This window comes from Bacillus sp. MRMR6 (assembly GCF_001940785.1).
GTDB lineage: Bacteria > Bacillota > Bacilli > Bacillales > Cytobacillaceae > Neobacillus.
This window is the reverse complement of sequence record NZ_MSLS01000045.1, coordinates 17896-32049: the sequence shown is the minus strand read 5'-3', so window position 1 is coordinate 32049 and position 14154 is coordinate 17896. Positions and strand designations below refer to the sequence as shown.

Here is a 14154-nt window from a genome sequence, read left to right as displayed (position 1 = left end):
TAAAATGTACCCGATAGTGTAGACACTTATAAAAAAGTCTACCTACCGGGTACTTTTTTGTATAATTAAGAAAAATGGGGATTGGGGAACAGCAGAAATGAGTAAAAAAGTATTAGCAGAGAAAGAGATTAAGTTACTTTCAAATAACCCTTATGTTAAGTCAGTTAGTCCAAAGGGGGTTACTTACACCGATGAATTTAAGAATATTTTTATTTCAGAAAATGAAAAGGGAAAATTACCTAGACAGATATTTGAGGAATGTGGATTTGATATTGATGTTCTAGGAATTGACAGAGTAAGATCATCAGGCAAAAGATGGCGTGCAGCCTACCGAGAGAATGGTGTCTCTGGGCTGCGTGATACTAGAGGCGGGAACTCAGGAAAATCTTGTGAAAGAGAACTTTCATTAGAAGAGAAATTCGCAAGATTAGAAGCTCAGCACAAATTATTAAAGGCGGAGAATGAACTTTTAAAAAAGATACGATTCGCCGAAAGGGGGCTGAAGAAATAGTAATATCTTTATCAACTGACCAAAAGTTTAGCCTGAGTACAATTTGAAGCGGATTCGAAGAATTATGAATAAGTACGCCATTATCTGCCCCATTCGGAAGGCAAATCCATATAGACGTATGATGAAAGCAACACAGGAACATCGAGTTGTGCCGAACCTATTGAAGCGTCAATTTAAGCAAGAAGTGACTTTCAAAAGTTAGTGAAGAAACTTGGATTGCGTCAATCAATGTCAAGACGAGGAAACTGTTGGGATAACGCTCCGCAGGAATCATTCTTTGGCCATTTTAAGGACGAATCCTATTTTAAGCCATGTACGAGTTTAGATGAACTAAAGCGTGAAATTAAGCAATATATGATTTACTACAATAACTACAGATACCAATGGAACTTAAATAAGATGACCCCTGTTCAATACAGAAATCATCTTATTAAAACTGCCTAGGTCTTTTTTAAAAATGTCCTTTACAACGGGTACACTTTAAAGGGGCTCGGCCTTTTTTAGCAATTCACCTTATTTTTTTCCGTGTAAAACGCATTAATCTCTCCGCCTAGAATAATAATGAAGGCGGATATGTATAACCAAATCATCAAAACAATAATTGTACCAATACTACCGTAGGTTAACGAAAAGTTATTTAAATTAGCAACGTAAAAAGACAGGACATACGAGGATAAAATCCAGCCAATGGTTGCAAAGGCTGCACCAGGAAAAGCACTCCTGCAGCGTAATTTCACATTGGGAGCTATCCAATATAACCCGGTAAAAATCAGGAACAAAATAATGGAACTTACTACCAACCGGGACATATTCCAAATCCGAAGAAATTCCTGGGTAAACCCAAATTGCGAGAAAAGAAAGATTCCGATCTCTCTTCCGAAAATCGGTAAAATGGCTGCCACAATAAAAACCAATATCAGACCAAATGTCAACACAATGGCCATCCCTCTTGACACAATAAAGGAACGGCTCTCCTTTACATTATAGGCTTTATTAAAAGCTCTTACTAATGCATGTATTCCATTAGAGGCCGACCAGATGGTGCCAATAATACCGAAAGAAAGCAAACCACCGTTACGGTTATTCATAATCGTAGTGATATTCTTTTCGATAAGATTCATTGTTTCTAACGGTGCAAATTCTTTAAGTGTTCCAAGGATGTCTTCCTGAGTTATCGGAAGATAAGGAAGTAAGGTAAATAGAAAAATCAGGAGTGGAAACAAGGATAGAAGAAAAAAATAAGCTAATTGAGCAGATAAACCTGGGATATCATCCTCTTCAATCCTATGCCATAATAACTTTAATAAAGAAGAACGAACATCACCCTTATCCTTCAAGATATCCCTCCTTTGCTTCCCCTCTTTAGTCAACTAGAGACCGTCCTCCGGCTCTTGATCAGGGTTCTTTTCTTTCATTAGGTCCTCAATTAGGTCCGTTCCTTCGGCTTTAGAAAATGTTTCTTTCGTTTCTTTCACAATCCCCTTAACCTGTGGTGTTAATTCACGAAGTTCATCTACTTTTCCTGTTATGTAAGAGATATCCTCACTTACCTGCTCTACTGCATCTCTGATTTTTTCAGCTGTTCCCTTCACTTGTGCAGTTATTTCATCCGGATGACGCACCACATATGAAACTTGGTTATAAGCTTTTTGTACATTTTCCTTCATAATTTGCCGTGTTTGCTTATCTAATAAACTTAAGGCCCCGCCGGCAATTGCTCCGTAAAGCATGCCCTTCCAAAAATGATTGTTACTAGTCATCTTAAGCTCTCCTTTCTGAAACATTTTTATAGACATATTCTTTTATGAAAAAAATACCAATACTTCACATATCTTATTTTGCTTTAAGCCGAGGACCAATGCAAGCACCGCTATCATATTCAGTGTTAATTTCTGATAAAATGCTAAAGGAAGTTTATATTGACATATACTAGTTTAAGTGAAAAGATGAAAATACGAATTCCGAAAGGGTGACAGACATGAATTTATCACAAAAAACTACTGAGAATGTCGAGTATATGATTGAACAGATTAAGGAAAAACTGAAGGTCCTAAATCTTGGAGCAATCAAACCATCTCACTTTGATGAAGAAATGTACGAAGAATTAAAAGAGATCTATGAAATGGTCCTTAGAAAGCCTTCCTTCAGCCCTAATGAAATGCAGGCATTAGTGGAAGAACTTGGAAATTTACGCAAAAAATAAACAGATCGAATCGATCTGTTTATTTTTTCGTCTAGGTAAATATAAAAGGTTCAGGATGTGGATAACGTTCTCTGCATCCAGCTCCAGCGCCTAGCCCCTCTATAGTCTACAGCCACTCCTGAATTGAAGGCAAAGAACGCCTTCAGTTCAGGAGCGTCTTATGCTTGTCGTGGCTGATCAAGGCGCTTGCGCTTTTGTTATTTATTCATGATTATTGCTCTGTTAGGATGATGGGGCCTTCTTTTGTGATCGCAATGGTATGTTCGTACTGTGCTGAATATTTTCCATCTATTGTTCTCGCAGTCCAGCCATTTTCGTCCATTTTTGTTTTATACTCACCCATATTTACCATGGGTTCAATGGTAAATACCATTCCCTCTTTTATTCTCGGTCCCTTACCTGGTAAACCATAATGTGGGATATCCGGCTTTTCATGTATCACTGCTCCGATACCATGGCCGATAAAATCGCGTACAACCGACAACCCTTCGCTTTCCACATAGGTTTGGATCACATGTCCAATGTCGCCAACCCGATTTCCAGGAACAGCCTGCTCTATTCCCTTATAAAGTGCTAGCTTCGTTACCGTTAATAAGTGCTCCGTTTCATTGGAGATCTTTCCAACAGGATAAGACCAAGCAGAATCTGCTAAACCGCCATTATAATTTACTACCATATCAATGGTAACGATATCCCCCTCTTGAAGAGGCTCATTTCTAGGAAATCCATGGCATACTTCGTCATTGATACTCGCACAAGTAGCATATTTATATCCCTTGTAACCCTTTTGCTCTGGAGTAGCGTGGTGCTTTTCTAAAAACTTATCGACAAACTCATCAATTTCCCAAGTGGAAACCCCAGGTTTTATCATCTTTGCTATTTCTTTATGACACAAAGCAAGGATTTCTCCTGCTTTTTTCATTGCCTCTATTTCTCGTTTCGATTTAAGAACAATCATTCAGCTTCCCTGCCTTTTTAATAATTATATGTCTTGATCGCCCACTAGTTGATTTTTATTGCTTTCACTTGTATACGAATACTTATATCAAACTGAAAAAATGGAAACACTATTTAATAGTAGCGTTATCTGAGCATTTTTTCAAAACAATCGTTTATTAATTCCTTTTAAAATTGCTCTTCACGTATTTGTCACAAAACATTGTTCTTTATATGGAACTTTTCAAATATATTTGGTAAGATTAAGTTGTGTTGTAATACTTAATATAGGTGTGTGAGACTCAATGATCGGTGATCGTGTAAAAAAACTCCGTTTAGAAAAGAAAATGTCACTTTCCGAACTAGCAGAACAGGCTGGCGTGGCAAAGTCTTATTTAAGCTCGTTAGAAAGAAATCTTCAGCGTAATCCTAGTATTCAATTCCTAGAAAAAATTGCGTCTGTTTTACATGTACCAGTTGACCATTTAATACATGATCAAATTGATACCGATGAATTAGACAGTGACTGGATGAACCTAGTCAAGGAAGCGGCGAACTCAGGTGTTTCTAAAGAACAGTTTAAAGATTTCCTTGAATTTAATAAGTGGCGAATTAACCAAAAATAATCAATAAATCTGACATTATAAAATGAAGAAGCATTCTACAGGCAGTCATGTAGAATGCTTCTTCATTTATATGTATTCTTGAATTTCACCCATTATCTCTGATTTGACTCTCATGAAGAAATTCTCTTACCATCTCCATAGAAAGACCTAATTCCTTCGCTTCTAAAATCAGGGCCACCCATTCAGCATCAATACCTTCAATTACTGTCTCTGATATTCTCACATACTCACCCCTAAAATACGATTCGTATCTCAGGCAGCCCGGCTATCATAGCATTTCTACCTTAGATCCACGGCTTTGCGTCCCCATTTTTCAATAGGTTTGCCTTTTTCTGACCTTTGTGACCCTATGAACTTTTTTGATTATTCCGTCTTTTGAATAACTAGGTCTTTCTTCTTAATTGATATCCTCATTATAAATAGTCCTTTTTCAGTACGGTGTTACATTTTGTCTGAGAATTTCTATTTTCTAATTACTTTTTATGACCTATTTCGCTAATTTCCCACAGGAAACCTACCTTACTACCTCAAAATCCTTAGAATTATTTTATCTTTTATTAGACAACTAGAAAAAAGAAGAATTTTTAGTCGAACTACCTGTTTTTTTCCATTTGTTCTTTTCATCTGATCACAAGGTGAAATTTGTCTAATTTGTGACAAATGACATATAATATAAACAACCTTAAAATATTCAGAATAGTTAAATTATCATAGGGCAGGTGTTAGAATGACTTTTATTCATATCCTGAATTATACGATTCCAATTGCCTTTATCGTTTTTTTCGGTTTCCTCCTTGATCGTATGTGCAAGCCCGCAAAATCCGAAGAAAAAGCTGGAAAAGAGTGAGTCTGCTACCTCTCCTGCCAGCTTTTTTTTATATTATAATTCTCAACCAGTTTCAAGGATGGTTCTTCCACTGTTAGGGAATGCTACAACCGAAGACGAAAGGGGTGTTGAAATTTGGCACGTGGAGAACATTTTAATCATAAAAAGAAAAGCCATCCAGGAGAATTTCCGAAAGATACTTTAACCGAACGACAATCAAAAGATGCTATTGGTGATGAAGAGTTCTTAGTGGTCCGGGAAGCTTTTAAGAATAGAGTAGAAACAGAAGATGTAGAGTAAGGCGTGATGCTTCACGCCTTTTTTAATGATTGAGTAAATTTTGAAACCTCCAGCTCTTTGAGACACAAAGCGGTCCTTTCAATATCCTTAGAAAAAATTCGATCTTTTTTTATCGAAGGAACAAACTCTCTACCTTTGTCATAAAGCTTCTTCGTATAACTAGCCATTTTTTCGACTCCACGGATTTCCACTGCCTGCATGGCACAAATGAATTCGATCGCCAGTACTCTCCTAGCATTCTGAATAATTTGGTAGGCATGCCTTGCTCCAATTGTTCCCATACTAACATGATCCTCTTGGTTTGCCGAGGACGGAATCGAGTCAACACTTGCTGGGTGTGCCAGCGTTTTATTCTCAGATACAAGCGATGCCGCAGCGTACTGCATAATCATTGCTCCAGATTGTAATCCAGGTTCAGGACTTAGGAACGCAGGCAAGTCATTTAATTGTGGATTTACTAATCTTTCTATCCTTCTTTCTGAGATATTCGCTAATTCTGCAACAGCCACCTTCATGAAATCCATCGCAAATGCAATCGGCTGTCCATGAAAGTTCCCTCCTGAAATGACCTTCTCACCATCATCAAAAATCAGCGGGTTATCTGTAGCTGCATTGATTTCAATTTCTAACTTTTCTTTTACATAATCAAGAACCTGCCACGTGGCACCATGTACCTGTGGGATACAGCGAAGGGAATATGCATCCTGGACCCGCAGCTCACCCTGCATGGTAGTCAATAAACTATCACTTAAGTATCGACGAATTCTTGCCGCTGTTTCTATTTGCTGCTTATACCCTCTAGCTAGATGGATTTCTTCCGCAAACGCATCGATAATTCCGTTCAAGCCCTCCATTGTCATAGAGGCAATCAATTCACTTTCATACGCCAATTGCTCTGCTTCCAAGTATCCAATTACCCCCATTGCCGTCATGGCCTGGGTACCGTTTATTAGAGCTAATCCTTCCTTTGCTTCTAAGGTAATCGGTGAGAGACCTTCTTTATGAAGTGCCTGTAAAGCCTCCATACATGTTCCTTTGTAGATTACCTCACCTTCTCCAACAAGAACCAAGGCTAAATGAGAAAGCGGGGCCAAATCACCGCTAGCACCAAGGGAACCCTGCTGTGGGATGACCGGAATAATATTTTTATTTACTAATTCCAGTAATAACTCAATTACCACTGGCCGGATTCCAGAATAGCCTTTTAATAGCGCATTAGCCCGCAAAAGAACCATCGCTTTTGACACAACCTCAGGAAATGGCTCCCCTATTCCACATGCATGTGAACGTATTAAATTCAATTGAAGATCGGCTACATCTGTTTGATTGATTCCTACATCACTGAACTTTCCAAAGCCAGTATTAATTCCATATACGATTCTTTTCTCTGATACAATTCTTTCAACTGCTTCCCTGCTTTTTTTGACAGCAAGCATGCTTTCCCCTGCAGCAGAGACCTTCTCATTCTTATATAGTACTTGATTCAATTGCTCTAACGTCAAATCTTGACCCGTTAATTTAATCACAGTTCTCACCTCTACCACTTTAATGAAATAAAGAAAGAGGCTGGATTTCATATCTTATTAGATGTGAAGTCCAGCCTCTTTTATAAACATTGCATCATATTGATTTGTTTTTTTCTGCCTCATCGGTATCAGTCCATTCATAATTCCTATTGTATTAATAATTATTTTATGTAAAATAATCCTTGTTTGTCAACTAAATTTTCAGAATTTTAGCACGATAATACTTTATCACGATAATAAGCAAAAGACGTCAGTCCTCCAGATTCGAGCATTAAGATACTTAGAAGAACCCCCTTTATTCCTCCTAAAATGGGATTAAGAGTGATGAAGCAAACCAGTCACCAATATCGCTCCATTGAAACCTTATCTAAGCGTATGGATATTAAATTAAAAAACATGCACATAAATAACCTTTCATGATTATTTATGTGCATATTTTTATATAGTGAGAATTTTCATATGCCTACTTTAGGTTTAATTTTTTTAAAGCATCCGCTAGAGCTGAATTGATTGGCTCTTCTTGTTTTTGCTGCTCTTTTAAATACTTTTGCACATCACCTTTAGATACTTTTCCTCGAGATTCCTTTTTGCGTCGTGCTTCGAAAACAGATAGCTTTTCACGATATCCACATTGACATGCAAAGATTTGCCCATCTCCCTCACCACGTAATTCAAGCTGTTTACGGCATTGTGGGCAGCGAGCATTTGTAATACGTGAGACGTTTTTGCGATGACCACATTCACGATCCTGACAAACGAGCATTTTCCCTTTTTTTCCGTTTACTTCAAGCATTGGTTTTCCGCAGTCTGGACATGATTTTGTTGAAATATTGTCGTGCTTATACTTTTTATTACTTGCCTTAATTTCGCTAACGATTTCTTTTGTATGCTGCTTCATTTCATTGATGAATGTTTCCTTTTTCAGTTTACCTTTTGCAATTAACTCCAGCTTTTGTTCCCACTCTGCCGTTGTTGCAGGAGATTTTAGTTCTTCTGGAACTAAATCTAGCAGTTGACGACCCTTAGATGTAATATAAATATCTTTTCCGCGTTTTTCAATTAAGAATGAATTAAATAGCTTCTCAATAATATCAGCACGTGTTGCAACTGTACCGAGACCACCAGTCGATTTCAATGTGTCTGCAAGCTGTTTACTTCGATTTTCCATATACTTCACTGGATTTTCCATTGCTGATAAAATGCTCGCTTCTGTAAAACGTGCAGGCGGTTTGGTTTGAGCCGACGTTTGAGCGATTAATGTAACATTTAATGAATCACCTTTTTCGATTCGGGGTAAAATCTGTTCCTTTAAATCGTCTGTATCATCATCATCATCTTCATAGCGGTTTTCGTATACTTCTTTCCAGCCAGAGTTTAGAATGGTTTTTCCACGCGCTACGAAATTTTCATCACCAATTTTTGCACGTAGCGTTAATTGTTCGTACTCAAATGCCGGGAATAATACTGCTAGGAAGCGTTTAATAACTAAATCATATATTTTGCGTTCTTTATCTGTAAAAGCCGAGAAGTTCACATACCCTTCCGTTGGAATAATGGCATGGTGATCACTTACTTTGCTATCATCAACAAATGATTTAGAAGCCTTTATTGGTTTCTTTAAAACTTTGTTTACTAACGGACGATAATCTCCTATTGAACATGCTTTAAGACGTTCTGGGAGCGTTGGAACAATATCTGATGAGATAAAGCGTGAATCTGTACGAGGATACGTTAACACTTTATGTTGTTCGTACAGCTTTTGCATAATATTTAGCGTTTCTTTAGCAGAGTAGCCAAATATTTTGTTGGCATCACGCTGTAATTCTGTTAAATCATAAAGACCCGGAGAGTATGACTTCTTCGGCTTTTTCTCAATCTCCGTTACAATAGCATTTTTCCTGCCAAGTTTTTTCACAATCTCATCGATCTTTTCCTTATCAAAGCTGCGACCATCACCTTTAGCATTCTGCCAGGTTAGTTTTAACTTATCAACCGTTTGTGCTTCGATTCCATAGTAGTCTCGAGATTTGAAATTTTTAATCTCATCTTCACGTGCAGCAACAATTGCTACAACCGGAGTTTGCACACGTCCGCAATTTAATTGCGCATTAAACTTTGTCGTTAATGCACGGGTAGCATTAAGACCGATATACCAGTCAGCTTCAGAGCGAGCTACTGCAGAAAGATATAGATTTTCATATTCCTTACCATTCCTTAACTTTTGAAATCCTTCTTTAATCGCCTTGTCTGTAACGGATGAAATCCATAGTCGTTTTGTGGGTTTATTTACCTTGGCCTTAGCAAGAATCCACCGTGCAACTAGTTCCCCCTCACGAGCACTATCCGTTGCAATAACAATCTCTCCTACATCAGAACGCTGTAGTTGGCTCTTCACTGCATGAAACTGCTTACCCGTTTGCTTAATAACCACGAGCTTTAACTCATTCGGCATCATTGGTAAATCTTCTAATTTCCACGTTTTATATTTATCGTCATACACTTCAGGGTCTGCAAGCGTAACTAAGTGTCCTAGCGCCCATGTGACAATATATTTATCTCCTTCTAAAAACCCATTACCTTTTTTATGACAATTCAATACACGCGCAATATCTCGAGCGACTGAAGGTTTTTCAGCTATTACAACACTTTTTTTCACTTTATCTAAACACCCTTTCGGAAACCATAGAACTTGAATCTTCAATATATCATACAATTCATTTAATTGCAGAACAGCAAAAATGAAATTTGAAAAATAACAAATAGGATAATACTGTAGTCTTGGATAAGTTTAAATTAAGGTTCCTGTTTTCTATGAGTATCCTTATTGTTTGTAATGAAATATTACTCTCGCCATTTTCAATACCGACAATATATCAGAAAAAGACAGGTACAAATTTTGCGCCTGCTTTTTTCTTGTATTTTCTTCCAACATGGTAGTAAGATTGAAAGGTTATGATTACAGTACAGTGAGGAAAAACAACATGAGAATTAGAGATTGGGACCGTAATTTAAAGGTCCGGTTATTTAGTGAAGCGATGATGAACATTACCTTTTGGATGTTCTTCCCGTTCTTAACTATTTATTTTGCAGATGAATTTGGAAAAAGCAAGGCAGGTTTTTTACTGGTTTTCTCACAAATTTTCTCTGTCATCGCCAATCTAATGGGCGGCTACTGTGCCGACCGTTTTGGCAGAAAACGAATGATGGTTCTCTCTGCTATCGGGCAAGGGCTTTCCTTTTTAGTTTTTGCACTAGCCAGCTCACCATGGCTTCATTCTCCATGGACTGGATTTATCGCCTTTACGATCGCAGGAATTTTTGGCTCGTTATATTGGCCTGCCAGCCAGGCAATGATTGCTGATGTGGTGAAGGAAAAGGACAGAAGCCGTGTTTTTGCCATTTTTTATACTCAAATTAATATCGCTGTGGTAGTTGGTCCCATTTTAGGGGCAATTTTTTATGTTCATTATCGGTTCCAGCTGTTACTGATCGCAGGTATTGCTTGTATTATAGTTGGACTCATTCTTGCTAAGTGGACACGGGAAACTGCACCTGTCCAAAAAGCAGTTTTAGAGGATGGAATTAAGCGGAAATGGTATTATTTCCTTCAGAATCAACTAAAGGACTATTCGTTAATCATCAAGGACAGAACCTTCCTCTTATTTATTATTGCAGGGGTATTAGCAGGACAAACCTTTATGCAACTAGATTTATTGCTGCCTGTTTATATTAAAGATGTCTTTGATAACCAGGTCCTCTTTTCATTCGGCGACTGGTCGTTTTCGATTAAAGGTGAGCAAGCCTTTGGAATTGTCCTCGCTGAGAATGGCTTTCTTGTTGCCCTGTTTACCGTAGTCGTTACCAGGTGGATGGAAGGCTTTAAAGAACGGAATGTATTTTTTATTTCATCCATCGTTTATGCGATCTCAATGATTGTATTTAGTCAAACAAACTGGATTTGGGGATTTATTCTTGGAATGGCCATCTTTACATTTGCAGAGTTAATGGGGGCAGGAATTCAACAAAGCTTTGTCTCGAAGATTGCACCAGAGCATATGCGCGGTCAGTACTTTGCAGCGGCAAGCTTAAGATTCACCATCAGCAGAACCGTGGCTCCTCTCTCCATCCCATTAACCGTTTGGATTGGCTACACCTGGACATTCTTCGTCCTCAGCCTTCTAGCCCTAGCTAGTGCAGGGATCTATTGGGTAATGTTCCGCACATTTGAAAAGAATACGGCGAAAGGATCCTAATACTTAGGGTCCTTTTTCTTGTTCGGTAGGAATTCTTTAAAGTTTTGGGTTTATCTAGAAGGTTTGGGCTTATCTTACAAAAATTGGAAACCATCTGGCACCTGGTCAAGATTCTGACCAATCATCAAAAATTCAAAATACTCTAACGAAAATTGTGCTAAAATGTTCACGTTTACCTCTTTTAACATTATAATTAGTGTGTAAACGTTGCCAACTACAAGGACGGTGGTTTGAATGGAATTATCAGAATTTATGTCTCCTACTTCTTTGTCAGGTATTATTACATTTATCGTTTTATTTTCTGCAGGGGTATATTTAAATATTAAAGTATATGGAAGCAAATTACAGTAGACATATCCTTTTCTACTGTTTTTTTGTGCTGTTCAAAAACCAGTATCAGTTTCTTTTTAACATAAAAAAAGCTACAATATAACAGGAAGATTCTGAAAAAGGAGACTACATAATGAGTGAATTTCAAAAGAACCTTGAAAAATATGCAGAGCTTGCCGTTAAAGTTGGCGTGAATATTCAAAAGGGCCAAACCTTAGTGGTAAATGCAACCCTAGATGCAGCTGAATTTGTGCGGCTTGTTGTGAAAAGTGCTTATGAAACGGGTGCGAAAAATGTCATTGTCAACTGGAACGATGATGTTGTATCCAGAACAAAGTATGATTTAGCCCCAGATGATGCTTTTACTGAGTATCCAGTTTGGCGTGCGAAGGAACAAGAAGAATTAGCTGAACAAGGTGCAGCCTTTATGGCCATTGTCTCTTCAAGCCCGGATTTACTAAAAGGCGTGGATCCTGAACGGATTGGCAACTTCCAAAAGGCAGCAGGAAAAGCTTTAGCTGCATACCGCAAAGCGGTACAATCCGACAAAGTTAGCTGGACGGTAATCGCTGCTGCCTCACCTGCGTGGGCTGCAATGGTTTTCCCGGATGCACCTCAAGAAAACCAAGTATCTATGCTCTGGGATGCGATTTTTAAAGCAACCCGGGTAGACACAGAAAATCCTGTGGAAGCATGGAAAAAGCATGACGAATCACTTCATGAAAAGGTAGCGTACTTAAATGGACGCCGTTACCAAAAGCTTCACTATACAGCACCTGGAACTGATTTAACCATCGAGCTTCCGAAGAGTCATATTTGGGTTGGTGCCGGCAGTGTGAACAAGGATGGTTTTGAATTTATGGCAAATATGCCGACGGAGGAAGTTTTCACGGTTCCTTACAGAACGGGTGTAAATGGAACTGTCGCTAGCACGAAGCCGCTTAGCTATGGCGGAAATATTATCGACCGTTTTTCAATTACCTTTGAAAATGGCAAGATTGTTCGCTACACCGCAGAGGAGGGCGAAGAAATTCTAAAGCGCCTTGTGGAAACGGATGAAGGCTCCCATTATCTTGGTGAAGTAGCCCTTGTACCATACGACTCACCTATTTCTCAATCAAATATCCTTTTCTTTAACACCTTGTTCGATGAAAATGCTTCAAACCACTTAGCAATCGGAAGCGCCTATGCTTTCTGTATTGAAGGCGGAAAGACCATGTCATCTGAAGAACTAAAAGAAAATGGTTTAAACGATAGTATCACACATGTTGACTTCATGATTGGTTCTGCTGAAATGGACATCGATGGAATTACAGAAGACGGCACAACAGAGCCTGTCTTCCGAAAAGGAAACTGGGCATTTTAATAGGTATTAAAAAACGAGCAGCACTCTACAAAGAGATGCTGCTCGTTTTTATTATCGATTATCAATTTTCTCTGGATACATATCATGGTTCATCATTCGATGATCTGCCATTTGCTCGTACTTTGTCCCTGGTCTTCCATAGTTAGTATACGGGTCAATGGAAATACCACCTCTTGGAGTAAACTTCCCCCACACCTCAATATAACGTGGATTCATTAATTTAACTAAATCATTCAGGATAATGTTCATGCAGTCCTCATGAAAATCCCCATGGTTACGAAAGCTGAAGAGATAAAGCTTAAGTGATTTACTTTCAACCATTTTTTCATCTGGGATATAGCTAATATAAAGCGTAGCAAAGTCAGGCTGCCCTGTTTTCGGGCAAAGACTTGTAAACTCTGGAAAGTTAAACTTTACAAAATAATCCCTGTAAGCATGTTTATTATCGAAAGCCTCTAGTACGTCCGGGCTATATTCAAACAAATAATTTGTTCCTTGATTTCCGAGAAGCGTAACGCCTTCTAACTCAGCATCCGTTCTACCTGCCATACTACTTCCTCCTTATAAATCCGTAAAAAGGGAGGCTCCTAAAACTAAAACTAATAGAAAAAACCATATCCTAAGGATATGGTTGACGTTCCCATTCCATAGTTTTTTTAAGAGGGTGTTCGCTATGAACCTCTGCCATTTTACGGTGTAATGAAATTAATTAACAAAGTAACTATAAAGAAATAGCCGTCTACTGTCAATCAGCATTTTGTTGGAAAACGGCAAAATTGCAATGTGGACACCCCAACGGTAGAATGAATTTTAACAAACAATAGAGTTAGGGGTTTTAATATGTGGAATGAATTCAAGAAATTTGCGATGAAAGGTAATGTCATTGACCTTGCAGTCGGTGTAATCATTGGTACAGCCTTTGGTAAGATCGTTTCATCTCTAGTTGCAGATGTCATCATGCCTTTAATTGGCCTATTAATGGGTGGAGTCAATTTCTCAAATCTAGCAATTGCAATTGGGAAAGAAGAGTTAAAATATGGTCAGTTTATTCAATCCATTGTAGACTTTTTAATTATCGCAATCTCTGTTTTCCTTTTTGTAAGATTCATTAACCGCTTTAAAAAGAAGGAAGAAGCAAAACCAGAACCTGTAAAAGTAGACCGACAAGCAGAGCTTTTAGCTGAAATTCGTGATTTACTAAAGAACAATAAAAATATCAATTAGTGAGTATGCCGGGGAAGGATCCCCGGCTTTTTTCTACGCTAATGATTGCATTT

Annotated in this window: 13 protein-coding genes, 1 pseudogene and 2 riboswitches; of the genes and pseudogenes, 7 read left to right on the top strand and 7 right to left on the bottom strand. The window is 38.2% G+C overall.

Annotated elements, in window-relative coordinates:
- Positions 1 to 97 precede the first annotated feature (97 nt).
- Positions 98 to 955: pseudogene (locus BTR25_RS26970) on the top strand (HTH domain-containing protein).
- 56 nt (positions 956 to 1011) lie between these two features.
- On the opposite strand, the gene BTR25_RS24855 reads toward BTR25_RS26970, so the two are convergent.
- A complete protein-coding gene (locus tag BTR25_RS24855; protein ID WP_075690667.1) occupies positions 1012 to 1848 on the bottom strand; it encodes a YihY/virulence factor BrkB family protein in 837 nt (278 codons plus the stop codon).
- A gap of 33 nt (positions 1849 to 1881) precedes the next feature.
- Positions 1882 to 2271: a YtxH domain-containing protein gene (locus tag BTR25_RS24850; RefSeq protein WP_075690666.1), complete on the bottom strand. Its 390-nt coding sequence runs from the start codon at positions 2269 to 2271 to the stop codon at positions 1882 to 1884.
- 218 nt (positions 2272 to 2489) lie between these two features.
- On the opposite strand from BTR25_RS24850, the gene BTR25_RS24845 reads away from it, so the two are divergent.
- Entirely contained in the window at positions 2490 to 2714 is a 225-nt protein-coding gene (locus BTR25_RS24845; RefSeq protein ID WP_075690665.1) for a DUF1128 domain-containing protein, read from the top strand.
- A 211-nt stretch (positions 2715 to 2925) separates the two neighbouring features.
- Here the strand turns inward: BTR25_RS24845 and map are convergent, their stop codons facing one another.
- Positions 2926 to 3672 carry a type I methionyl aminopeptidase gene (gene map / locus BTR25_RS24840; RefSeq protein ID WP_075690664.1) on the bottom strand — a complete coding sequence of 249 codons (747 nt, stop codon included), beginning with the start codon at positions 3670 to 3672 and terminating at the stop codon, positions 2926 to 2928.
- Between the two features lie 283 nt (positions 3673 to 3955).
- Between map and BTR25_RS24835 the strand changes: the two genes are divergently transcribed.
- Entirely contained in the window at positions 3956 to 4276 is a 321-nt protein-coding gene (locus tag BTR25_RS24835; protein ID WP_075690663.1) for a helix-turn-helix domain-containing protein, read from the top strand.
- An 85-nt stretch (positions 4277 to 4361) separates the two neighbouring features.
- Here BTR25_RS24835 and BTR25_RS26965 read toward each other — a convergent pair whose 3' ends face one another.
- A complete protein-coding gene (locus BTR25_RS26965) occupies positions 4362 to 4499 on the bottom strand; it encodes an anti-repressor SinI family protein (protein WP_139311335.1) in 138 nt (45 codons plus the stop codon).
- Between the two features lie 29 nt (positions 4500 to 4528).
- Positions 4529 to 4613: riboswitch (cyclic di-GMP riboswitch) on the bottom strand.
- Positions 4614 to 5237: 624 nt separating this feature from the next.
- Between BTR25_RS26965 and BTR25_RS27920 the strand changes: the two genes are divergently transcribed.
- On the top strand, positions 5238 to 5402 hold the full coding sequence (locus BTR25_RS27920; protein WP_175596889.1) for a hypothetical protein: 165 nt from the start codon (positions 5238 to 5240) through the stop codon (positions 5400 to 5402).
- Between the two features lie 11 nt (positions 5403 to 5413).
- On the opposite strand, the gene hutH is transcribed toward BTR25_RS27920, so the two are convergent.
- Positions 5414 to 6928, bottom strand: coding sequence for a histidine ammonia-lyase (gene hutH / locus BTR25_RS24825; RefSeq protein ID WP_175596888.1), 1515 nt, complete (start codon positions 6926 to 6928; stop codon positions 5414 to 5416).
- A gap of 463 nt (positions 6929 to 7391) precedes the next feature.
- Complete coding sequence (locus BTR25_RS24820) at positions 7392 to 9584, bottom strand: DNA topoisomerase III (RefSeq protein WP_075690661.1); 2193 nt, start codon at positions 9582 to 9584, stop codon at positions 7392 to 7394.
- A gap of 325 nt (positions 9585 to 9909) precedes the next feature.
- Here BTR25_RS24820 and BTR25_RS24815 point away from each other — a divergent pair, with 325 nt between their 5' ends.
- Complete coding sequence (locus BTR25_RS24815) at positions 9910 to 11181, top strand: MDR family MFS transporter (protein WP_075690660.1); 1272 nt, start codon at positions 9910 to 9912, stop codon at positions 11179 to 11181.
- A 463-nt stretch (positions 11182 to 11644) separates the two neighbouring features.
- Positions 11645 to 12877 (top strand): aminopeptidase, encoded by a 1233-nt coding sequence (locus BTR25_RS24805; RefSeq protein ID WP_075690658.1) that lies wholly within the window; start codon positions 11645 to 11647, stop codon positions 12875 to 12877.
- A 51-nt stretch (positions 12878 to 12928) separates the two neighbouring features.
- On the opposite strand, the gene queF is transcribed toward BTR25_RS24805, so the two are convergent.
- Positions 12929 to 13426, bottom strand: a complete 498-nt coding sequence (gene queF / locus BTR25_RS24800) for a preQ(1) synthase (protein WP_075690657.1) — start codon at positions 13424 to 13426, stop codon at positions 12929 to 12931.
- A gap of 92 nt (positions 13427 to 13518) precedes the next feature.
- Positions 13519 to 13565: riboswitch (PreQ1 riboswitch) on the bottom strand.
- A 152-nt stretch (positions 13566 to 13717) separates the two neighbouring features.
- Here queF and mscL point away from each other — a divergent pair.
- Positions 13718 to 14101, top strand: a complete 384-nt coding sequence (gene mscL / locus BTR25_RS24795) for a large conductance mechanosensitive channel protein MscL (protein WP_075690656.1) — start codon at positions 13718 to 13720, stop codon at positions 14099 to 14101.
- The last annotated feature ends 53 nt before the right edge of the window (positions 14102 to 14154 follow it).